23 protein-coding genes and 1 rRNA gene are annotated in these 22,611 nt (G+C 39.4%); 12 read left to right on the forward strand and 12 right to left on the reverse strand.

All coding sequences use genetic code 11. The features are described 5' to 3' along the window. A 5S ribosomal RNA gene (rrf, locus tag FTU39_RS12390) occupies window positions 1–105 on the forward strand; the annotation flags it as partial. Window positions 106–284: 179 nt separating this feature from the next. On the opposite strand, the gene FTU39_RS12395 is transcribed toward rrf, so the two are convergent. Continuing rightward, on the reverse strand, window positions 285–836 hold the full coding sequence (locus tag FTU39_RS12395; protein WP_096902336.1) for a lytic transglycosylase domain-containing protein: 552 nt from the start codon (window positions 834–836) through the stop codon (window positions 285–287). Between the two features lie 324 nt (window positions 837–1,160). Here FTU39_RS12395 and FTU39_RS12400 point away from each other — a divergent pair, with 324 nt between their 5' ends. From FTU39_RS12400 to FTU39_RS12430, 7 genes are all read left to right on the forward strand, one after another. After that, the gene (locus FTU39_RS12400; protein ID WP_167845994.1) at window positions 1,161–2,753 is read left to right on the forward strand and encodes a Na/Pi cotransporter family protein; all 1,593 of its coding nucleotides are present in this window, start codon (window positions 1,161–1,163) and stop codon (window positions 2,751–2,753) included. A gap of 117 nt (window positions 2,754–2,870) precedes the next feature. Next, window positions 2,871–3,338 carry a Cys-tRNA(Pro) deacylase gene (gene ybaK, locus FTU39_RS12405; RefSeq protein WP_154320758.1) on the forward strand — a complete coding sequence of 156 codons (468 nt, stop codon included), beginning with the start codon at window positions 2,871–2,873 and terminating at the stop codon, window positions 3,336–3,338. A 239-nt stretch (window positions 3,339–3,577) separates the two neighbouring features. Then, complete coding sequence (locus FTU39_RS12410) at window positions 3,578–3,751, forward strand: hypothetical protein (RefSeq protein ID WP_004973856.1); 174 nt, start codon at window positions 3,578–3,580, stop codon at window positions 3,749–3,751. A 248-nt stretch (window positions 3,752–3,999) separates the two neighbouring features. Beyond that, on the forward strand, window positions 4,000–4,416 hold the full coding sequence (locus FTU39_RS12415) for a YeeE/YedE family protein (protein WP_004973854.1): 417 nt from the start codon (window positions 4,000–4,002) through the stop codon (window positions 4,414–4,416). Beyond that, entirely contained in the window at window positions 4,417–4,833 is a 417-nt protein-coding gene (locus FTU39_RS12420) for a DUF6691 family protein (protein ID WP_004973852.1), read from the forward strand. It abuts the gene before it with no gap. A gap of 1 nt (window position 4,834) precedes the next feature. Next, window positions 4,835–5,701, forward strand: coding sequence for an MBL fold metallo-hydrolase (locus FTU39_RS12425; RefSeq protein ID WP_180052246.1), 867 nt, complete (start codon window positions 4,835–4,837; stop codon window positions 5,699–5,701). 163 nt (window positions 5,702–5,864) lie between these two features. Continuing rightward, window positions 5,865–6,626: an alpha/beta fold hydrolase gene (locus FTU39_RS12430; RefSeq protein WP_180052247.1), complete on the forward strand. Its 762-nt coding sequence runs from the start codon at window positions 5,865–5,867 to the stop codon at window positions 6,624–6,626. A gap of 206 nt (window positions 6,627–6,832) precedes the next feature. Here FTU39_RS12430 and accC read toward each other — a convergent pair whose 3' ends face one another. The 5 genes from accC to FTU39_RS12455 form a co-directional block, all read right to left on the reverse strand. Further along, window positions 6,833–8,200 carry an acetyl-CoA carboxylase biotin carboxylase subunit gene (gene accC / locus FTU39_RS12435; protein ID WP_004973841.1) on the reverse strand — a complete coding sequence of 456 codons (1,368 nt, stop codon included), beginning with the start codon at window positions 8,198–8,200 and terminating at the stop codon, window positions 6,833–6,835. A gap of 17 nt (window positions 8,201–8,217) precedes the next feature. Beyond that, window positions 8,218–8,640 carry an acetyl-CoA carboxylase biotin carboxyl carrier protein gene (gene accB / locus FTU39_RS12440; protein ID WP_004973838.1) on the reverse strand — a complete coding sequence of 141 codons (423 nt, stop codon included), beginning with the start codon at window positions 8,638–8,640 and terminating at the stop codon, window positions 8,218–8,220. A gap of 16 nt (window positions 8,641–8,656) precedes the next feature. After that, window positions 8,657–9,112 (reverse strand): type II 3-dehydroquinate dehydratase, encoded by a 456-nt coding sequence (gene aroQ, locus FTU39_RS12445; protein ID WP_096902340.1) that lies wholly within the window; start codon window positions 9,110–9,112, stop codon window positions 8,657–8,659. Between the two features lie 968 nt (window positions 9,113–10,080). After that, complete coding sequence (locus tag FTU39_RS12450) at window positions 10,081–11,487, reverse strand: ATP-binding protein (RefSeq protein WP_104851943.1); 1,407 nt, start codon at window positions 11,485–11,487, stop codon at window positions 10,081–10,083. Beyond that, window positions 11,484–12,152, reverse strand: coding sequence for a response regulator transcription factor (locus FTU39_RS12455; RefSeq protein ID WP_104851944.1), 669 nt, complete (start codon window positions 12,150–12,152; stop codon window positions 11,484–11,486). The genes FTU39_RS12450 and FTU39_RS12455 overlap by 4 nt, the downstream gene beginning before the upstream one ends. Window positions 12,153–12,322: 170 nt before the next feature. Between FTU39_RS12455 and dsbD the strand changes: the two genes are divergently transcribed. The 3 genes from dsbD to dsbG are packed head-to-tail and all read left to right on the forward strand — an operon-like array spanning window position 12,323 to window position 16,032. Continuing rightward, entirely contained in the window at window positions 12,323–14,386 is a 2,064-nt protein-coding gene (gene dsbD, locus FTU39_RS12460; protein ID WP_180052248.1) for a protein-disulfide reductase DsbD, read from the forward strand. Then, entirely contained in the window at window positions 14,383–15,213 is an 831-nt protein-coding gene (locus FTU39_RS12465; protein WP_104851946.1) for a TlpA disulfide reductase family protein, read from the forward strand. Before dsbD ends, FTU39_RS12465 begins: the two co-directional genes overlap by 4 nt. Before the next feature lie 60 nt (window positions 15,214–15,273). Then, entirely contained in the window at window positions 15,274–16,032 is a 759-nt protein-coding gene (dsbG, locus tag FTU39_RS12470; RefSeq protein WP_167846000.1) for a thiol:disulfide interchange protein DsbG, read from the forward strand. A gap of 109 nt (window positions 16,033–16,141) precedes the next feature. Here dsbG and FTU39_RS12475 read toward each other — a convergent pair whose 3' ends face one another. Together FTU39_RS12475 and FTU39_RS12480 are read right to left on the reverse strand one after the other, a co-directional pair. Continuing rightward, window positions 16,142–16,771, reverse strand: a complete 630-nt coding sequence (locus FTU39_RS12475; RefSeq protein ID WP_154320754.1) for a class I SAM-dependent methyltransferase — start codon at window positions 16,769–16,771, stop codon at window positions 16,142–16,144. A gap of 30 nt (window positions 16,772–16,801) precedes the next feature. Then, window positions 16,802–17,149, reverse strand: coding sequence for a carboxymuconolactone decarboxylase family protein (locus FTU39_RS12480; protein ID WP_004973824.1), 348 nt, complete (start codon window positions 17,147–17,149; stop codon window positions 16,802–16,804). A gap of 294 nt (window positions 17,150–17,443) precedes the next feature. Here FTU39_RS12480 and FTU39_RS12485 point away from each other — a divergent pair, with 294 nt between their 5' ends. Continuing rightward, window positions 17,444–19,651, forward strand: a complete 2,208-nt coding sequence (locus FTU39_RS12485; RefSeq protein ID WP_180052249.1) for an OsmC domain/YcaO domain-containing protein — start codon at window positions 17,444–17,446, stop codon at window positions 19,649–19,651. 180 nt (window positions 19,652–19,831) lie between these two features. Here the strand turns inward: FTU39_RS12485 and FTU39_RS12490 are convergent, their stop codons facing one another. The 4 genes from FTU39_RS12490 to FTU39_RS12505 all read right to left on the reverse strand — a co-directional run bounded on the left by FTU39_RS12490 (window position 19,832) and on the right by FTU39_RS12505 (window position 22,516). Continuing rightward, window positions 19,832–20,146 carry a DNA-binding transcriptional regulator gene (locus tag FTU39_RS12490; RefSeq protein WP_004973819.1) on the reverse strand — a complete coding sequence of 105 codons (315 nt, stop codon included), beginning with the start codon at window positions 20,144–20,146 and terminating at the stop codon, window positions 19,832–19,834. After that, complete coding sequence (locus tag FTU39_RS12495; RefSeq protein ID WP_096902348.1) at window positions 20,143–20,451, reverse strand: transcriptional regulator; 309 nt, start codon at window positions 20,449–20,451, stop codon at window positions 20,143–20,145. Before FTU39_RS12495 ends, FTU39_RS12490 begins: the two co-directional genes overlap by 4 nt. Window positions 20,452–20,562: 111 nt before the next feature. Next, a complete protein-coding gene (locus tag FTU39_RS12500) occupies window positions 20,563–21,858 on the reverse strand; it encodes a Y-family DNA polymerase (protein ID WP_167846009.1) in 1,296 nt (431 codons plus the stop codon). Between the two features lie 43 nt (window positions 21,859–21,901). Beyond that, window positions 21,902–22,516 (reverse strand): LexA family transcriptional regulator, encoded by a 615-nt coding sequence (locus tag FTU39_RS12505; protein WP_096902350.1) that lies wholly within the window; start codon window positions 22,514–22,516, stop codon window positions 21,902–21,904. Window positions 22,517–22,611 lie beyond the last annotated feature (95 nt).

Genomic DNA, 22,611 nt, shown 5'->3' on the forward strand with positions numbered 1-22,611 from the left:
ATAGCAAGAGTGAACCACCTGATCCCTTCCCGAACTCAGAAGTGAAACCTCTTCGCGCTGATGGTAGTGTGGGGTTACCCATGTGAGAGTAAGTCATCGCCAGCTCATTATTCGAACACCCTCAACTCACGTTGGGGGTGTTTTTTTATGCAAAAAGAAAATAAAGTTAGAAAAATAAAATTATAAAAAGAAAGGAAACATAAAAGTGAAGGCAAAATAAAACCATCTGAGGATGGCTTTAATTCAACGGGTATTGGCTACTTTATTAAGCTAGTAAGTCAAAATTAAAGTGCATCTTTTAAGTTTTTTTGGTGCTGTTTGACTTGTTTCGCGTAGCGTTTACCTTGCTTTTTCATTTTTCGATTACTATTGTAGCCAGTAGGTCCCACATTGTAATAGGCCAAAGCTTTAGGCCATTTACCCGACTGATTTTTATAATGATTTAAAATAAATGTACCACAGTTGATATTGGTATGTTCATGGAATAAATCGCCAGGACAAGTCTGCTGCCAATAACGTGGAATAATTTGTGTGAACCCAACTGCACCTGAAGGTGAAACAGCATAGGCACGATAATTCGATTCTTGTCTAATAACTGCAGCGACAAGCAGAGGATCAACATTATGTTGTTCTGCACTTTGTACAATGATTGGTGCTACACGATTTGCTGTATCAGGATGCACAGCATAAGCCTTTTGGATCCCTGTAGAAAGTTTAGCTGAGCGTTTTGCAAGAGAACCACCTCCTAGTGGAGAGCAAGCTGCTAGCGTTAAAACAGTACAACCAATACTGAATATTTTTATAGATGGATATTTTCTAAAAGTATTAAAAATCATATTAAAACTATATCTGTCATTTTGGCGTATGTGAGTATATATACTGATTTTGAGGTGAGCGATTGACCTAGTCAAGCCATTCACAGATTTGAATTGTATCGTGTCAGCATAATACAGAGGTTTCGTTTTGTTTTATCGAATGATTGGATAAACCAATGGAGTCCGATCTATCCTTAGGTTTAATAATATGTCAAATTGATGACAAGTTTTTTATTTAATATAAACTATTGGAATAGAACAAATAAACTGCAATTTTAAGATAAAAGTACGTACAATATCGGCTTTTTAGCACTTTGAAAATTGCTTATTGCACAGGGAGTAAGTGTGTTAGAAGTCTTTGTACAATTATGTGGTGGTATTGGTCTATTTTTGATTGGTATGACCATGATGACAGACAGCTTAAAAAATATGGCAGGGGAAACTTTGCGTATTTGGTTGTCTAAATTTACAGGCTCACCCATTAAAGCTGTGCTTTCAGGCATCGGTTTAACCTTAATTGTACAATCTTCTACAGCAACGACTTTAGCCACAATTGGTTTTGTCAGTGCGGGTATTCTTACTTTTGCTCAGGCAATTGGTGTCATTATTGGCGCGAATATTGGCACAACCAGTACGGGTTGGATGGTGGCATTTTTAGGTGTTAAATTTTCCATCACCAGTTTTGCATTACCTTTGCTGGGTTTGGGTGCAATGCTCAAATTATTTAGTCAGGGGCGAGTTGCATTATTTGGAATGACATTGGCAGGTTTTAGTCTGATTTTCCTTGGCATTGATATGTTGCAAGTTGCCATGTCAGGTTTTGCTGAACGTGTCGATTTATCAGTATTTTCAAGTAGATCTTTGATTGCGCAACTCAGTTTGGTTTTGGTCGGTATTATCATGACCATTCTGTTGCAATCTTCAAGTGCTGCAATTACCGCGACCTTAGCAGCATTAGCCAGTGGTGCGATTGATTTGCAACAGGCTTTAGGTTTGGTGATTGGACAGAATATTGGTACGGTGGCGACAGCCATTATTGCTGTAATTGGTTCAACTGCAAATGCCAAACGTACTGCAGCGGTTCATGTGATTTTTAACATCATTTCAGCCATTTTTGCTTTTATTATTTTAAAACCGTTATTTCTTGAGCTAACACAAAATCAACGTCTTATGGCAACATGGGACAATGTGGTGATTGTTGCTGCATTTCATACAGCATTCAGTATTTCTGGTACTTTGATTATTTTGCCTTTTATCCGTCAGTTCGAAAAACTGATTATGAAAATTATCCCAGATCAAACTCAATCGGTTTTATGTTATCTCGATCAAGCGAGTTTATCTGTGCCCGCCTTGGCTATTCATGCTGCATCAAAGGTGATTTACCATAGTTTGTATGACGTTTTGGTGATGCTAAAACTGGCTATCCAAGAGGGAAGATTACCTTCAAAAGTACGTTTATTACAGCTAGATGAAGTACTCATTCAAGTCCAACGCTATTTGGAAGAAATGTCGATTTCAGAAAATGAAGCCGATCAACAGCGTTTAATGGCGATGCTTCGTTTGATGGTGTATTTACGTGTTTTACGAAGTGATTTGGAAAATATTACTTTAGCAAAAGAAATACGCACCCAACCTGCAATTTATCAAGTTGGCTTAGATTTTGTACAAATTCTTGATGAACATCTAAAAGAAATGGATGATTTTGATGTGCATAAACATGTACTAAGTCTAAATACCGAATTATCTAATTTGAAAAAATGGACAGAAGATCAACGTGCCGAAAACCGTGAAAAAGTGCTGCAATATATTGCCGTGAATCAGCTCAATGCTGCGACAGGTTTAGAGTTGTTGGCGGCACAACGTTGGTTGGATCGCGTGATTGCGCATGCACAGCGCTTAGCTAACGTGTTGGTTGAAAATTCACGTAAACCAAGTTAATGATTTTAGGCTATTTTTTCGATAGTTACTTTTATATTTAAAAATGGCCTAAGCGAATTCACTTTTAATCTCAATCAAGCGTATAATTTGAGCATCGTTTTTTACAGTATTTTTTCAATGACTCCAGCAGCTAAACTTTTAAAAGCCAAGAAAATTCAATTTTCTATGCATGAATATGAACATGATCATAATACTAAAAGTTTTGGTTTAGAAGCTGCGGAGAAGTTAGGCTTAGATGTCACAGAAGTATTTAAAACTTTATTGGTCAGTGATGATAAGCATTATTTTGTGGCGATTTTACCTGTCCATTACCAATTAAATCTTAAAAAAGTTGCGGCTGCTTTTCAGTGTAAAAAAGTACACATGGCTGATCCTAAAGATGCTGAGCGTTTGACAGGTTATTTGGTTGGGGGCATTAGTCCAATTGGGCAGAAGAAACAACTGAAAACAGTGATTGATGCATCCGCTCAACAGCTTGCAACTATGTATGTGAGTGGAGGGAAGCGGGGATTAGATATTGGTTTAACACCAAGCGATTTGGCAAAAGTTTTAAATGCTAATTTTGTAGATATTGTAGATGCATGATATGTTGAACTTTATATTGTTTTGAGTCCAAAGCACACAGATGCTTGTTCTTGTATGAATGTAGCAACTATTCCTATTCGTTTCATCTCAGTGATTCTTGTTCCAAGCGACCATTTAATAACAAAAAAAGTTATCTTTAAGCAATAAATAGGGTAATTAAAAACTCGTATTGATGATTTTTTAACAAACTAAATTTTATGTTATATTAGTGAAAGTTAAGAAATTCTGAGAGGTGCAGTATGGGTAAGCGTCTTAAAGACTACACAATCGAAGATCGAAAAGCTCGTCCAATGTGTCCAGCTAAACCTATTGACTTTGGTGATGATGAGACTACCAATCGCATTATGTTAGATGCTGCTAAACGTGTAATTCGTCGGCATAAAAAAGAACTTATTGCGCTTGCTCACAAATGAGTCTAATGCCCTCAACTTTTGTCGTTGCTGTCTATTTTGATATATCTTTATTACGTTATGAGGCAGTCATTTAGAATGACTAAATTTTCTGCCTTATGACTTAATATCAGCCAAAAACTTGCGAAATCTCTCTCACATCGCAAACATAGACGAATAGTCAGATGAAGTTTACAAAACTTACAAGAGAATAGTTGAATAATAATTACAATAATATATTATAAAAACATATATTGTTTTGGGTGTTCAAAATGCATGATTATCTGCTGGCATTAATCGGTGGTGGATTGCTTGGTCTTGCAGTCGTGGGCTATTTATATGTTCATGGTCGTATTGCAGGCATTAGTGGTTTACTGGCTCAAGTATTAAATCCGCAAACGCTGTTCAAAACGCCTGCATTGTGGTTTGTGTTAGGTATTTTCATTGTGCCTTTTTTCTATGGCATCGTGGCTCAACCTAAAGTTGAATTGAATGCAAGCCCATTGATGATGATTGTGGCGGGATTGTTGGTTGGTTTCGGTACTCGTTTGGGTTCGGGTTGTACCAGTGGACATGGTATTTGTGGCATGAGTCGTTTATCTAAGCGCTCCATTGCAGCAACAGCTACCTTTATGTTAGCTGGCTTTATTACCGTTTATGTTATCCGCCATATCACAGGAGCATTCTAAATGAAAAATTTCTTAGCCTTTGTTTTCGGTGGTATTTTTTCAGCTGGATTGATTCTTTCTGGTATGTCGAATCCTGAAAAAGTTTTAAACTTCCTCGATCTTTTCGGTACATGGGATGCAAGTCTGGCATTTGTTATGATGGGTGCAATTGCGGTTGCCTTTATTCCATTCCAAAGAATTATGCGCCAAGCTGAACCAAAAACCATTTTAAATGAACCAATTGATTTGCCTAAACAAACTCAAATTGACTCTAAACTGATCACAGGTAGTTTTATTTTTGGTATCGGTTGGGGCGTTGCAGGAATTTGTCCAGCGCCAAGTCTAACCTTGATTGGTTTAGGTTATTATCAAGCAATCTATTTCATTGTTGCAATGTTGGTGGGGATTCTCATTCATCGTAAGGTTGCAGGAGCATAAGATGCACGCAGATATTCAGCATTTTTTTGATGAAAATACTAATACATTCAGTTATGTGGTAAGTGATCCTGTAACGCGTCAATGTGCCATTATTGACAGCGTGTTGGATTATGACCCTGCATCTGCGACTACTTCAACAATTCATGCCGATGAAATCATTGCTTACATCCAAAAAAATGAATTAACGGTTGAATGGATTTTAGAAACGCATGTGCATGCCGACCACCTGACAGCTTCTCAATATTTAAAAGAGCAGTTGGGTGGTAAAATTGCCATGAGCCATAAAATTTCGATTGTGCAAGAAACATTTAGTGCCATCTATAACTTGGATATTAAATATTTCAATTCACACCAATCATTTGATTATCTGTTTGACGATCATGAAACTTTTATGATTGGTGAATTACAAGCCTATAACATCCCTACACCGGGGCATACGCCTGCTTGTTTAAGCTATGTGATCGGTGATGCTGTATTTGTAGGTGATACTTTGTTTATGCCTGATTATGGTACGGCACGTTGTGATTTCCCGAAAGGCAGTGCAGGGCAGTTGTACGATTCTGTGCAAACACTATATGCATTGCCTGAAGAAACACGTGTGTTCTTATGCCATGATTATCTACCAGAATCACGTGAAAAATATGAACACGAAACGCTGCTCAAAACTCAAAAAGAGCAGAATATTCATATTCATACAGGGGTAAGCAAAGCTGAGTTTATTGAAATGCGAACCCAACGTGACGCCACTTTAACGATGCCTAAATTGATTCTGCCATCCATTCAAATCAATATGGATGCAGGCAAGTTTCCACAACCTGAGGCCAATGGTATTCGTTATTTGAAGTTGCCTTTGAATTACTTTAAATAAAATTTTAAGAAAAGTTCATCTTGTATGTTATTGCTTAGGCTCACACAAATAGCCTAAGCAATATTATAAGTTTCACCGTAAAAAGCACATATAAAATTTGATTTATAAACTCAAAACTCATTAAATAGATCAATCATTTGAATTCAAGTTTAGAGTCTATTTTATGTTGTTAAATTATCAAATCACGCAAAATCAGCCTGAATCTACATTGCCACCTTTGGTTTTTATTCATGGTTTATTTGGTAGTTTGAGTAATTTAGGCATGCTCGCACGTGCATTTCAAGAACAGCGCACCGTAATTCAATTAGATGTGCGCAATCATGGTAAGTCTGCGCATTGTGATGACATGAATTATGCAGCAATGGCACAAGATGTTTTAGAAACGTTGAACAGCTTGAATATCGAACAGTTTTCTGTGGTTGGGCATTCAATGGGCGGTAAAGTTGCAATGACTTTAGCTCCTCTGGCTGCTGGGCGTTTACAGCAATTGGTTTTATTGGATATTTGTCCTTTTACTTATCCTGAAAATCGTCACGATCAAATTTTTACAGCCTTGTTTGCTGTGCAAGATGCACAAGTTGAAAGTCGCCAAGCGGCAATGGAAATTATGCGTGAGCATCTTCAAGAAGAAATGGTTGTGCAATTTTTGATGAAGTCATTTAGCAAAGGGCAATGGTTATTTAACTTAAATGCGCTACATGAACATTATGCCGAAATTTTGTCATGGCAGACGGTGCATAGTGATGTCAATACTTTGTTTATTCGTGGCGGTAATTCACCTTATATTGAGTTACCTGAGCATTATGCCGCTATTCAAGCACAGTTTCCTCACGCAAAAGTTGAAACAGTCGCTCATGCAGGGCATTGGTTGCATGCCGAAAAAACAGCAGAAGTATTGGCATTAATGACTGAGTTTTTAGATTAATCTTGTCTAGTATTTTGCATCATTCGATGATCTAAAATGATCTCAGTTTTTAAATCAATTTTTAAACCAATACTCCATTTGGAGTATTGGTTTTTTATTCATACTGATCTGCATAGATTAACGGTTTAGCTTTTATTCTCAACAATAAAAAAGAGCTGACGTTGAATCATCAGCTCTTTATTTTAAACTTAAGCAACCTTAATTACTTATGCTTTTTCTTCTTCATTGCCAGCAAGTTGCTTTAGCAAATGCTTTTCAAGATAGTGAATATCCATTGCTTGTTTGCAGAAGTTTTTATCTTGCAGAATCAAGTCTTTGTGCAAAGGAATGTTGGTTTTAATTCCTGTTAAGATAGTTTCATCCAAGGCTTGACGCATACGCGCAATACTGGTTTCACGATCTTTACCATGCACAATCAGTTTAGCAATCATTGAGTCGTAATACGGCGGAATGCTATAACCTTCGTAGATGTGTGAATCTACACGAACACCTGCACCACCTGGGGCATAGAAGTGTTCAATTTTACCCGGTGAAGGTACGAAGGTGGTTGGGTCTTCTGCGTTAATACGACATTCGATTGCGTGACCACGAATTTCAACCTGATCTTGCTCAATGTCTAAACCTAGACCTGCAGCAATACGCAATTGTTGTTCAATGATGTCAATGCCTGTCACCATTTCAGTTACAGGGTGCTCAACTTGAACACGGGTATTCATTTCAATGAAGAAGTATTCGTCATCTTCAAATAAGAATTCGAAAGTACCTGCACCACGGTATTGCATTAACTTACATGCATTAACACACGCTTCTAAAATATCGGCACGTGCTTGTTCTGGTAAGTTAGGTGCTGGCGCTTCTTCAAGAACTTTTTGGTGACGACGTTGTAAAGAACAGTCGCGGTCATAAAGGTGAATCGCGTGACCATTACCATCAGCCAATACTTGTACTTCTACGTGACGTGGCTTTTGTAAGAAACGTTCCATATAGACCGTGTCATCACCAAACCACATTTCTGCATCACGTTGAGCCGCTTGAACTGATTCAAGCAGGGTGTCTACGCGCTCTACAATACGCATACCACGACCACCACCACCAGCAGCCGCTTTTACAATGAGCGGGAAACCAATTTCTTTGGCTTCAGCTAAAGCATTGTGTGGTGTAACGGCGTGTGCTGAACCCGGTACAGTTGGTACGCCAGCTTTACGCATTGCAGTAATTGCAGAAACTTTGTTACCCATTAAGCGAATATGCTCAGGGCGTGGACCAATGAAAATGAAACCTGAACTTTCTACAATTTCAGCAAATTCGGCATTTTCGGCAAGGAAACCATAACCAGGGTGAATGGCATCTGCACCTGTAATTTCTGCTGCAGTAATAATTGCAGGAATATTCAGGTAACTTTCACTGCTCGCACCCGGACCAATACACACGGCTTCATCACAAAAGCGTAAGTGCATCAGGTCTTTATCGGCATCTGAATAGATACCCACGGTTTTGATCCCTAAAGTTTTGCAAGCTCGGGTGATGCGCAGGGCAATCTCACCACGGTTTGCAATTAAAACTTTTTGCAACATTGTGAATCCCCGAGGTCTTAAGCGCGGTAGCGGAAGAGTGGTTGACCAAATTGAATCACTTCGCCATTTTTAACTAGAATTTCTTCAATCACGCCACTTTGAGTTGCTTCAATTGGGTTCATGATTTTCATTGCTTCGATAATGCCAAGCGTTTCACCAGCAGAAACAGTTTGACCCACTTTAATAAATGGTGCTTCACCTGGGCTTGGTGCTGCATAGAACACGCCAACCATTGGAGAAGTTTCAACAGCACCACGTGGTGAAGATTTAGGTGCAGATGGTACTTCTGCAGAAGGTGCAGGCATTGCGGGAACTGCTGCCGCTACTACTGGACTGCGACGAGTTAATGCAATCGACTGATCGCCTTCTTTAACTTCAATCGCCTGTAAGTCAGATTCAATCATCAAGTCGATGAGTTTCTTGATTTTACGAATATCCATGGACAGTATTCCTAGTTTAAGATTGTGTAGTAGGTTGAATTTTTTCAAGAACAAAGTCGAGTGCTGCGGCATAGCCTTTTGCGCCTAAACCGCAAATCACACCAATGGCTTTGTCTGATAAATATGAATGATGTCTAAACGCCTCACGTGCATGCACATTCGACAAATGGACTTCAAGAAATGGAATAGCGACCCCTAACAAGGCATCACGTACCGCAACAGAGGTATGCGTTAATGCAGCAGGGTTAATAATGATATATTGTGTGCCATCTAACGCGGCTTGATGAATTCGGTCTACAATTGCGCCTTCCCAATTACTTTGGAAAGTATCTATAGAAATTGATGCTTTTTGCGCTTGTGAAATGAGCTGTTGATTTATATCCTCAAGAGTGAGGTAACCATAAACTTCGGGTTCACGCTTTCCTAGCAAATTTAGATTCGGTCCATGAATAACCAAAATGGTCGAACTCATTCCGCTTGCTCCAATAAATAATTGCAATAATACTTTGCAAGATGTCTGCAAAGTTTGCTAATTATGGCATAAAATTCCACATTTTTTTTGTAATTTGTTTAATTTGACGTAGAAAGCGTGTGCCAAAATGAGGCTCTATAATGAAAACTTTGCAGGGAATTCGCAATGTTAAAAAATTACATTTTTAGTTTTTTTTGCTGATTTTTATATTCTAAAACAACTGACCAAATCTATTCATTTGTTTTCTGTAACGACTGATCAAGCGAGTGACTTGAACTGGTTTGATTCGGAATGTCAAAGCCAGAAAACAACCAACATCAATATCGCATTTCTTTATAGCATGATATTTCGTTGCTGTTTATAAAAAATGGCGATTCCATTTTTTCAGTTCATTCAAAGTAGATGACCACACAAACTGCAGTGGATCATCTAATACGTTTTGTGATCATCGTTCAAGTGGTTATGGATTCGATAGAAAGATCATTTCGATAATAAGATATTTTAAAAATTCAACTTTATTTAAATAAAACATGAGCTTAAATGGAATGCTTTGATTTGATATATTTATCTATATTTTAGTCTGGAATAGATGCTCCTACGCTGCGTATTATATTTTGAGTGGGGTGCTGTTGGTTTTATGTACACTTTAATTAAGTTGTAGATTGATCACAAGACCAAGCACATGCACGATCTGCACGGATATCTACCTCATTTAAAAATATGACGTGGTATCGAACAAAAAAACGGTGATGAAAGTTTCAGCAATTTTTTTCTAGCCAATGTTCTTCTACTCAATAGCCCGCAGCATCTACATCATAGATAAAATTTTAGAACGCATTGACCTTTTATTTCAAAAATCACCTTAAAAATGGCGTTATCGTAAAGTAGAGCAATATGTTCGGTATTGGCAAAAGTTAAGTGATCTTGTTCTGAATCTTGCTTTATTTGCTGTTAAAGCTCAGAAAAGCTTAATCCGTCTGTTGTTTCTCTGTTGCAGAAGGTGCTGCATCAAAACTGACAATCACTTTTAAACCTTGCGGTTGGTTAGCCTGAAATTGAAGTAGGTAGCCATATTGCTCTAATAATACTTTGACTAGAGTTAGACCTAAGCCATAGCCTTGTTTATGCGCAGATTTACGCCAAAAACGCTGAGTCAGAATGGTAAAATCATCTTCATTCAGGCTTTTGCCTTGGTCTGCAATGATCAATTGCAGGTCTTGCATATAAATTTGAATGTTTGGCGCATCCTCTGCATGCAAATAAGCATTTTGAATCAAGTTTTTCAGTACCATGTGCAACGCAGGCGCTGGAATATTAATGTGTTGTGCTACCAAACTCGCCCAATCAATCTGTAATTTCGCTGATAAATTGGGATATTCCACAGTCAGTTCCGACAAGACTGTTTCTAATACGCTACGCATATCTGCATGGCTATGTGCCGCTTGAATACCTGCTTCAGTTTGACTGAGCAATAACAGTTGTTCCAAAAGTTGTTGATAACGTTGGATGCTGCGTTCTGCGTGTTTTAAATTGTCGATGACTTTGGCTGTATCTTGGGCAGATGCGGTTTGATTCAACATCAATTGGCTCAGTTGCACATGCGTTTTAATAGCCGTTAACGGCGTGCGCAGTTCATGCGCAGCAAATGCACTAAAGTTTTTTTCGTGTTCCAGACTTTTATGTAGGCGTTCAATCAGCATCAATAAGTTATCGACAAAAGGCTGAATTTCTTTAGGAATTTTTTGTGATCTCAGTTCAATTAAATAACGAGAAGCTTCATCTAAAGATTGTTTTTTCTGAATTAAGTGGCGGGTGATGTGATCGAGCGGTAAAAACTCCAGACGGATAATCCACAAAATTAGCAAAATACAAATAATCAAAGTAAGCAGTAAAGGAATCAGTACCGACTGTAAAATTTGTTTAAGTAGGTTTTGCCGTAATTGAATTTTTTCAGCCACCACCACCTGAACTTCACCTTCACGCAGTACATAACTACGCCATTGCAGTCCATTTTCTGTCCATGTGCTGAAACCGACTTGTTGGTTTTTTAAATTTTTCGGTGCGCCTTGAGTGCGTGCAATCACATGCTGTGGTAATGAAACATCGGCACGGAAAATAGAGACTTCACAAGCAATTAAACTATGTAGCAAGGCATTTTCTGATTCGGCATGCAAACTTTCTGTGAGTTGTTCTAGGGGCAGTTGCTGAATCAGGCGGGCGACCATACGGGCTGAGGTAGAAAGTCGTTCATCCAGCGTATTTTGTAAGCGTTGTTCCAAGTCATGGTAGAGCCATGCAAAGACAATCACCCACAGCAAAATAAATGCACAGCTGATGGTCGATACCAAACGCCATTTCAGACTGTAGTTTTTCATGTCAGCAGCTCAGGTTTAAAGATGTAGCCGACACCACGCACCGTTTGAATAAAATCGGGGTGGATTTTATGCCGTAAATGGTAGATATGCACATTTAAGGCATTGCTTTCGATACTGTCTTGAAAGCCATACACTTTATCTATCAGTTCTTCATTTTTTAAGATTTGGTTCGGATGCCGTAAAAAGGTTTCCAATAGGCTATATTCACGGCGTGAAAGCTGAATGTTTTGTGAATGCCAACTGACTTCTTGTGTATCGAGGTTCATGTGTAACTGACCACTTTGCAGTTGGTTCGATGAATAACCACGATGACGGCGGCTTAATGCATATACACGGGCAATCAGTTCATTTAATTCAAAAGGTTTAGTTAGGTAGTCATCTGCTCCTAAGTTGAGCGCCTGTACGCAGTCTTGAGTATGATTCCGCGCGGTTAATACCAATACTGGAATATGAATGGCATCTTTACGCCAGTTTTCGAGTAACTGTAAACCATCTTGGTCAGGCAGACCTAAATCGAGCAGGCACAGATCTACCGCACTATGACGTATGAAGTAATCGGCATCGCGCGCGTTATTCACGTGTTCGACTGAAATACTTAAAAATTCGAGTGCTGCCACAATACTTTGGGCAATATAAGGATCATCTTCCACCAAAACGACGAACATATTTGCTCCTATACCACAGTCAGCCCAATATATGACACATCTCGATCACGACACAAATTTAGATTAGGCACCTACAATGCTCAAGTTTACAAAGAAAAATCTTTATTAATGTTCTCTTAATCTACACTTACCGATAATACAGTCAGTTTTTTAATTTTTAGTATAAATACATGATTTTTATTCGCGTCATTGCTTATTTTGTGTTGAGTCTGTGTGCGATGTGGGTCAATGCTGCCAATGAATTTTTAGCGTCCGATCAAGCTTTTAAGTTTCAGGCGACGTCATTGTCTGAACAAACGGTTGAACTGAAATGGGATGTCGCACCGCATTACTATTTATATCACGATCAATTCAAAGTCAGTCAGGCTCAAAAGCCGCTTGCTTTTAAATTGCCTGCAGGGCAGGAAAAAGATGATCCGACTTTCGGGCTGACACGTGTGCATTATGGGCAAGTGACAACACAGATTCAGGTGAAGCCTAATCAGCAATATCAAATTACTTGGCAAGGCTGCGCTGAAGATGGTTTGTGTTATCCCGTACAGCGTAAAATGATTCAAACCGATGCCGATGGTTTATTGCCACAGCATAATTTAAGTGCGGGCAAAGGTAATTTACTTCAGCAACTCAATCAGAATAATCAGGCTGCTTTAAACACTAACTTAAATGATGCAGATAAGCATCAAGCCAATGGTTCTAGTACACAAAAACAAATTACGACAACTGCAAATACTGTAACGACAAAAGAACTCAAACTTGAACAGCAAACGCTAGAAAACAAAGCACAGCTTGCTGAAAATGCGGTTGCTGTAACACAAGCTGATCCTAAACTTACCCCTGAATCAGTAGAAAACGTTGATTTAGCAAATTCCTTAGAGATTGAAAATACAGATACGGCATTGACAGACAATACATTCGCTGCATCAGCCAATTCAAGCAATACGGAAACAGCCAGTAGTACGAGTCTGAATCAGCAATGGAACAATGATCAATTTTTCCTGAATTTATTGTCTGGGCAAGGGTTGTTACTGAATGCGTTTATCTTTTTAGGTTTTGGGGTATTACTGGCTTTTTTACCGTGTTCATTGCCGCTGATTCCAATTCTTTCTGGCATTTTGGTGCAGCGCAATACAGGCTATAAAGCGGCAGCAATTGCGATCACCTTTATCGTCAGTATGGCGCTAGTCTATGGCTTGATGGGCGTTGTTGCGTCACACATTGGTTATAGCGTACAGCGTTGGTTCCAAAATCCCGTAGTGATTGCAGTTTTTGCTATGTTGTTTGTGCTCTTTGCTTTAAACCTGTTTGGACTGTATCAGTTGTCATTACCACAAGCAGTGTTACAGCGTTTAGATCGTATTCAGCAATATCAAAAAGGCGGTACTTTATTGGGTGCGGGCGTTATGGGGGTGATTTCTGCACTGATTGTCGGGCCATGTATGAGTGCGCCTTTAGCGGGAGCATTGCTGTACGTCTCACATTTGGATCAAGCAGCATTGGGTGGTTTATATTTGTTCCTGCTCGGTTTAGGTATGGGAATTCCTTTACTTATTGCCAGCGTGTTTGGCGCGAAATATTTGCCAAAGCCAGGTTTGTGGATGGAACGGCTAAAATTTAGCTTTGGTTTTATCATGTTGGCAATGGCTTTGTATTTTGCTCGTCCGCTATTTTCTGTGACTTGGTACTATGTTGCTTTTGCTGTGGTGTTATTTGCCTTCGCTGCATATTTAATTGCAATTTTGCGCCACGTGTTACATCGTCCACAGCGTTTTTCGTTATTGGCTTTGGTGGCAGTAATCGCCAGTAGTGGAATTTGGCATGTCAATCAGAGTATTGCCAGTGTCAATGCGCAGGTACAAGCAGACCAATTACAGCCATGGATCAAAGTACGCACAGAACAAGAGTTGAATGCAGCTTTGGCCGCACATGCTCATCAAAAGATTGTGATTGATGTCTATGCCGATTGGTGTGTGGCGTGTCAGCCGATTGAGCGTGATGTGATTCCTCGTACCGATGTGCAAGATGCTTTAAAGCATGTGGTGCGGATTAAACTCGACTTAACCGAACAGCATCCTTCACAAGATGCCTTATTGAAAAAATGGCAGATTTTAGGGCCGCCAACGTTGTTATTTTTGGCAGATCCACAACGGGAACAACGTGAATTGCGTCTAACAGGTGCTTATAACGCAGCGCAATTGATTCAAAATATTCATCAACTGCAAGAGGCTGCGCCATGATTCAATCCGCAGTCTTGCAGTTAGGCATGTTGATGATTCCATGGCCATTGGTGTTTTTATTGCTAGGACTGATTGTCGTCTTTGCAATGGGTAAATTTTTTCAGCGTCGTTATACATGGAATGCACAGACTTGGACAGGTTATCAGGATGCATTATGGAATGCGCTGTGGATTGGTGCTTTAGTTGGGCGGGCAGTTTTTGTGTTGCAGCATTATGAGCTGTACTTTGCCAACCCGATTGATATTTTAAAAATTCAGGACAAAGGCTTTCATCTGATTGCCGCAGTTATGGCAGGTGTGGCGTGGTTTGTCTGGAAAAATCGCGCTATTCAACGTGTTGTTCTGGCATGGGCAGTTGCGCTCTTTATTACAGTACAAGTTGTAGGTTGGAGTCTTATCCAACCTTTGCAGACGCAGCATGCCTATCCCAATTTAGTATTGCACAACCTAGCGCAACAACCTCAAGATTTAGCTCAATTTTCAGGGCAGCCCACGGTGATTAATCTCTGGGCGACTTGGTGTCCAGTTTGTCATCGTGAAATGCCTGTTATGCAACAAGCACAGCAAGATTTCCCTGAGGTCAATTTTGTATTTGCCAATCAAGGCGAATTTGCAGCAGAGATTCAAGCCTATTTACAGAAACATCGATTTCAGTTTGAACACGTGTTATTAGACCCTGCAGCTCGTTTAGGACAACACTTCAATATGTTCGGTTTGCCAAGTACTTTGTTTTTTAATGCACAAGGAGAATTGGTCGATCATCACATGGGTGAATTGACCAAGCCGATGCTGCAGCATTATCTGAAAAAAATACAAGCGAATCCATAAATGCGCTCTTAACGATTTGAAAGAAAACCCGCCGTGAAGCCAAAATTAAGGACAATCAATATGACATCAAACATCAAAAATAACATGCTGAAACTGGCGATAGGTATGAGTCTTGCCAGTAGTGTGAGTATGCTGCAAGCACAGGACAGCTTAAAACAGCACATTGAAAAAGAAGGTTTTAAGTTTGTGCAGCAAATTCAGGCACCTGCACAAATGACAGGTTGGGCAGGGCATATTGAACAAAGTCCTGCGACAGTGTTTATTTCCAATGATCAGAAATACTATATTGTAGGCACTTTGTTTGATGCACAAGGCAATAATTTAACAGTTGATGCCTTAGACCGTTATGTGAAAAAGTCGGTACTTGAAGATGTGTGGCAAAGTCTGGAACACGCCACTTGGATTCAGGATGGGCAAACCAGTGCTGAAAAAATTGTCTATGTGTTTTCAGACCCGAATTGTCCGTATTGTCATACCTTTTGGAAGCAGGCACGTCCGTGGGTGGAATCTGGAAAAGTTCAGTTAAGACACATTATTGTGGCGGTGATCCGAGCTGAAAGCAAAGGGCAGGCGGCGACTTTATTAATGGCGAAAAACCCACAGCAGACCTTTAATGAGTTCCATCGTCAATACGGACAAAAAAAGCTGATCGAGCAAAAAACTGTGCCTGTACATGTAGAAAAAACCTTAGAACAGAATCAGGCACTGATGGATAAATACGAGTTCTTTGCCACACCTGTTGTGCTTTGGAAAAATAAACAGGGCGAATTACAGTCGGTACAAGGAATGCCAAAATCTATGAAAGATGTGTTTGAGTGATTTTAAAAATTTCCGAGCAAATATCTAACTGAATATTCAAATCTAAAGCGCAAAAAAGCTTGCTCTAATTGCATTGGAGCAAGCTTTTTGATGTAAAAGATTCAGTCTTTTATTTCTGAATACGAATCGCAAATTGAATGACGTGGGATTTGCCCTGATGCAGTTTGCCTTCTGAGCGTTCTACATCGCCCACAAAGAAATGAATCAGATGATCGTGTTTAAAATGGCTTAAAAACTCGATAGGATCGTACAGCATTTCTACTGCACGTGGGCCGCCCGTTTTATATTCTAGCTGACGAGTAGAATACAGCTCACCAACAAATAAACCGCCGTTGACCAAAGTTTCGCGCACGCCATTCAATACTTTTTGCTGTGTTTCAGGGTTAAAGTGACCAAATACGCAAATCACGTTGTCATATTGATTGGCTTGCCAATCCACCTGACTTAAATCTTGCTTTCGTGTATTTAGGCTTAAACCACGTTGCTGTGCATAGCCTTGAGCCTTATCTAAAGCAACTTGCGAGTAGTCCCATAAATCTGCTTCAAATGCTTGCTCATTGGCTTGTGCCACAGCTGCTAAATATAACAAGTTACGACCTTCACCTTCGGCCAAGCCCAAAGTTTTGCCGTGAATAGACAGTTTTTGCGTAATGTCCTGAATGAACGCATTGGCTTGTTCACCATAAATATGGTCATGTTGGCTGTAGCGTTCATCCCATTCATTATGGATATTTAACATAGTTTCGACTCGGTAAATAATTTGATGCTGTTATTCGGCTGTAGATGGAGAAAACTCTTTAAATGCTGCCACGGCGTTTGCGGCATACATGAGTGATGGGCCACCGCCCATATAAACAGCAATACCTAAAATTTCATTCAATTCCTCAAAAGTCATGCCCATTTTGACCAAAGTTCTGACGTGAAAACCGATACAACCATCACAGCGTTGTGCCACACCAATTGCAAGCGCAATAAACTCTTTGGTTTTGGCATCAATTACGCCGTCTTTCATCGCAACTTGTGATAGGGCATTAAAGCTTTTAAGTAAATCGGGAGATTGTTCTTTAATGGATTTGATATTAGACGAAATTTCAGCAGTGAGTTCGGTATATTTCATGTTGTTTCACCATCAAGCAGATTAGAACCTAAAGACAATATACCATACATTTAAATATATTATGTTTGTATATATTAATTAGCAACTTTGCTTAAATTCAGTAAATCTGTATTTATAGCATTATCAATTCACCCAAATCACTTTATAATGTTGCCGCATATTCTGGAGTCGCTGTTAAATAGTTGCGATGACTTCAAACCTCATTTTTTAAGTCTTATTCTCCCTCTTGATTCGGCTTATAAATCAATATTTTATAATTTTGTGTCTGAGTAGGCACATACAATAGGTGTCTGCATGGAAATTAAAGTCAATTATTTAGACAACTTGCGTCTTGAAGCTAAATTTGACGATTTTACCGTCATTGCCGATCAGCCCATCCGTTATAAAGGCGATGGTTCTGCGCCAGGCCCATTTGATTATTTCCTTGCGTCATCTGCATTGTGTGCTGCGTATTTCGTGAAGGTTTATTGCCAATCACGTGATATTCCAACCGATAATATCCGCTTATCTCAAAACAATATTGTCGATCCTGAAAACCGTTATAAACAGATTTTTAAAATTCAGGTGGAATTGCCTGCAGATATTTCTGAAAAAGACCGTCAGGGGATTTTACGTTCTATTGACCGTTGTACCGTAAAGAAAGTCGTGCAAACAGGCCCTGAGTTTGTGATTGAGCAAGTCGAAAGCATTGATGCCGATGCACAAGCTTTGCTGATGCCGAACTTGACTTCATCTCAAGCGACTTTTATTGCTGGTAAAGATTTACCGCTTGAAGAAACTATTGCCAATATGTCGGGTATTTTGGCAGGTTTGGGCATGAAAATTGAGATTGCCTCATGGCGTAATATCGTGCCAAATGTCTGGTCATTACATATTCGTGATGCGCAATCGCCAATGTGTTTTACCAATGGTAAAGGCGCAACCAAAGAAAGTGCATTAGCATCTGCTTTGGGTGAATTCATTGAACGTTTGAACTGTAACTTCTTCTATAACGATCAGTTCTGGGGTGAAGAGATTGCCAATGCCGAATTTGTGCATTATCCAAATGAAAAATGGTTTAAGCCTGGCCCAAATGGTGAATTGCCTAAAGAAATTTTAGATGAATATTGCTTAGAAATTTATGATTCTGAAGATGAGTTGCTGGGCACACATTTATATGACACCAACTCAGGCAATACTGAACGTGGTATTTGTTCATTGCCATTTGTGCGTCAATCCGATGGTGAAACGGTATATTTCCCATCAAATTTAATTGAAAACTTATATTTAAGTAACGGGATGAGTGCAGGTAACACGCTTGCAGAAGCTCAAGTGCAGTGTTTATCTGAAATTTTTGAACGTGCAGTGAAGCGTGAAATTATTCAGGAAGAAATGAGCCTGCCTGATGTACCGCAAGAAGTTTTGGCAAAATATCCAAGTATTGTGGCAGGTATTCAGGCTTTAGAAGAACAAGGTTTCCCAGTATTGGTGAAAGATGCGTCTTTAGGCGGTCAATTCCCTGTCATGTGTGTGACCTTAATGAACCCGCGTACAGGCGGTGTTTTTGCTTCGTTTGGTGCACATCCAAACTTTAAAGTCGCTTTAGAGCGCAGCTTAACTGAACTATTGCAAGGGCGTAGTTTTGAAGGTTTAAATGATTTACCACAGCCGACCTTTAGCACGAATGCGGTAACTGAGCCGAATAACTATGTTGAACACTTTATTGATTCTAGTGGTGTGGTGTCTTGGCGTTTCTTTAGTGCGCAGGCAGACCATGAATTTGTAGAGTGGGATTTCACCAACAATGGTCAATATAGCAATGTCGAAGAAGCTGAGGCTTTATTTGCGATTTTAGAAGAAATGGGCAAAGAATCTTATATGGCGATTTATGAACATTTAGGTGCGATTGCTTGCCGAATTTTAGTCCCTGATTATTCAGAAGTGTATTTGGTAGAAGACCTGATTTGGGATAATACCAATAAAGCTTTGCTGTACCGTGAAGACATTTTAAATCTGCACCGTTTGGATGATGAGCAACTTGAAGCTTTAGTTGAGCGTTTGGAAGAATGTGAGCTAGATGACTATACCGAAATCAAAACCTTAATTGGCATTGAATTTGATGACAATACCGTTTGGGGACAGCTCACCATCCTCGAATTAAAATTGTTGATTTATTTGGCATTAGAACAGTTTGAAGAAGCTAAAGATTTAGTCGAAGCATTCTTACAATACAACACCAATACCGTAGAACGTGGCTTGTTCTATCAATGTATGAATGTCGTGCTTGAAGTTATTTTAGATGATGAAATGGATATTGCCGATTATGCTGTCAATTTCCGCCGTATGTTTGGCAATGAACGTATGGATGCAGTCATTGGTTCTGTTGAAGGCACAGTACGTTTCTATGGTCTAGCCGAAACCAATATGCAGCTTGAAGGTTTAGATCGTCATTTACGTTTAATCGACAGCTACAAAAAACTGCATAAAGCACGTGCCAAGTTTGTTGGGCTGAATAAAGACTAATCTTGCAGAAGTAGAACGCTGTTCTGATTTGAATCACCGTCCAAGAAAAAGACTCGGCTTTAAAAGTCCGAGTCAGGTATTATGGCAACAACATGGTGTTGCATTTCAAATGCTATCTAAGATTTGCTGTTGCTATAGGAAAGGCAAAATAATAACCCTCGTTGTTGAGGGCTATTTCATTTAAGCGAGATGGTCACGAACAAATTGAGGATCTAAAATAAACAATTTAATCAGTGATTGAGCTGCTCCTGAAGGTCTTCTAACACCTTGCTCCCAAGATTCCAATGTACGTTTAGAGATACCTAAAATTTTAGCAAATTGATCTTGAGTGAGTTCAGACTTTCTTCGTGCTAAAGCAACATCTGTTTCATTGATCACAGTTTTTCTTGCTGCGTTATTAGCAAGCATTTGTTTAACGCCTTCTAATAATTCAACATTTAAGTCTCGTTTTGCTTCTCGAGCTTCCAATTCTTTGTCACTTAATAAACGACTCATTTCAGTAACTCCGCTAATTGTCTAAGTGTCTTTTTCTCAAGTTGGGTAATTGTGTCTTTACTATATAAGGTCAATAACCAAATTTCGCCATTTGCTAAACGGTTGTAATAAATTACACGAACACCACCTTGTTTACCTTTACTCTTTCCACCCCATCGAATTTTACGAACGCCGCCAGTACCAGGTTCTACATCTCCTGCTGTAGGGTTCTCGGCAATGAAAATTTTAAAGTCATTGTATTGTTCTTCAGTCCAATAGTAGGGATATTCATTGGTAAAAAAAGTAGTCTCACAGATGGTATACATCAAACACCTTTATACTACTTTGTAGTGTTTAATTGTATACTACTTTGTAGTACTTTTAAGCATTAAATTAGGTCTCATATTGTGAGCTTTTTTAGCCCAATCAAATCACTGCTAATCACCAAGCGCCAATAAACCTTCCCAGCTAAAATAATTCGGGCTTAAATGGCTGCGCTGCATCGCCCAAGTTCGATCTTGCAATTTACATGCTCCAATGGCGAGTTTTTGCACACCAAATTTATTTTTCACGGTATCCAACACTTGCTGTAATTGTTCCTGTTTTTCAATGGCGTCAGTATCTGTAAGCAGGTCGTGAATATAGCTTTGTTTGGGTTCAAGTCCCGTTAAAATCACACCACATTTTTTAAAGGCAATCCCTTCCTGAAATAGCGTTGTCACATGCTTCATCATGGCTTTGTTCATGAGCAAAGCAGAATCTGTTGGCTCATTGAAAGCAATAGTGACCGATTGATTGTAAAAAACTTGGCGCGGATCAAAACGGTTAGATTGCGCAAAAATGATCATACAACCACATAAACTTTTTTCAGCTCTGAGCCTTTGCACAGCAGATTGTAAATAATCGCTCAAAGCTTCTGAAAGCGCATGAATATCTGTTACACGCTGCCCAAAAGAACGTGAGCTGATGATTTGCTGCTTACTTACGGTATTGTGCTCCAGTTCAATACATGCTGTACCTGTGAGTTCAAGAATGGTTTTTTTCATCAAAATAGAAAATTGGCGCTCCATTTGGTCTGGATTGCTTGTTGCTAGATCAAATACAGAACGGATACCCAATGATTGTAATTTTTTAGCGTTTTTGCGTCCCACACCCCAGACCTCAGCGGCATCAATGTGTTGAAACAAGGCTTCTTTGCTGCATAAATCCATATCCAGTAAATTACATACGCCGTTGAAATAGCGGTTTCGCTTAGCAAGATGATTGGCTAGTTTGGCTTCAGTTTTACTTTGACCAATACCAACACAAACAGGAAGAGCCAGCCATTTCCACAAGGTTGTTTTAATTTCCTGTGCAAGTGCGTTTAAATCGCGCTGAGAATATGAACTCAACTCAATAAAAGTTTCATCAATCGAATAAATTTCAACATCTTTGGCACTGACAAATTCTTGAATAATATTATTAAAACGTCTGGACATTTCTGCATAGAGCGCATAATTACTTGAAAAGACCGCAACATCATGTTGTTGAATTAATTCTTGAACTTGGTAAAAGGGCACAGCCATTTTAATGCCAAGTCGTTTGGCTTCTTCGGAACGTGACACCACGCAGCCATCGTTATTGGAAAGCACCACCACAGGACGATGATTCAGGTGTGGTTGAAACAACCGCTCACAGCTCACATAACAATTATTAATGTCAATGAGCGCAAAAACTTGCTCTAAAGCTTTCATGACTATTTTACTTATTCGGCTTTTTTATGCATTATTGTGGTGTTTAAACCATCAGGTTTTTCAAATTCCACGTGACCACAGCAAACACTTCAAAAGTTTGCCCATCTTTCAGGTAAATGCTGTCGTAGTCGGGGCTTTCTGCCTTGAGCCAAGCTTCGGGCAAAGTGGCAGGGTCGTAGTCTTCACCAAAATGTTCAGCCAATTCACTTTTGGACATTTTGGCTGTAATCATCAAGCGTTTAATAGTCAGGTCTTTTTGGTCAATTAATGCGACCACAATACTGCGGTGTTTGGCTTCTTTACTGCGATCTACCAGTACAATATCGCCGTATTCAAGCCCTGCATTCACCATAGAGGTGGTGCGTACCACATTTAAAAAGGTCGCATTTTCATTAGAAATAAGATATTCATTCAGATCAATATTTTTATCAATATAGTCTTGAGCAGGCGAAGGAAAACCTGCAGGAATGGATTCTATTGTTACGGGAAGATGCAGCGTTTTTCTTTTAGCAAGCGCTTGAAAATCATGCTGATTCAGCAATTCAATTTGTTCAAGCAGGGCATTAAGGCTAGGGCTGGGTTTACCATCGCTGCCCATGATTTTTTGTAATGACGCCCAAGCAGCGTCAGAGAAGTAAATAGGTAACTTCTTAGACATGAGATTACTCCTACGCAACGAGGCGTGTTTGAAGTGAAATTTGATGTGTTGATAGCATAGCTGAAAACATGATTAAGATTCAATCTACGTCGATA

It is taken from the genome of Acinetobacter sp. YH12099 (assembly GCF_013419195.1).
Lineage (GTDB): Bacteria > Pseudomonadota > Gammaproteobacteria > Pseudomonadales > Moraxellaceae > Acinetobacter > Acinetobacter towneri.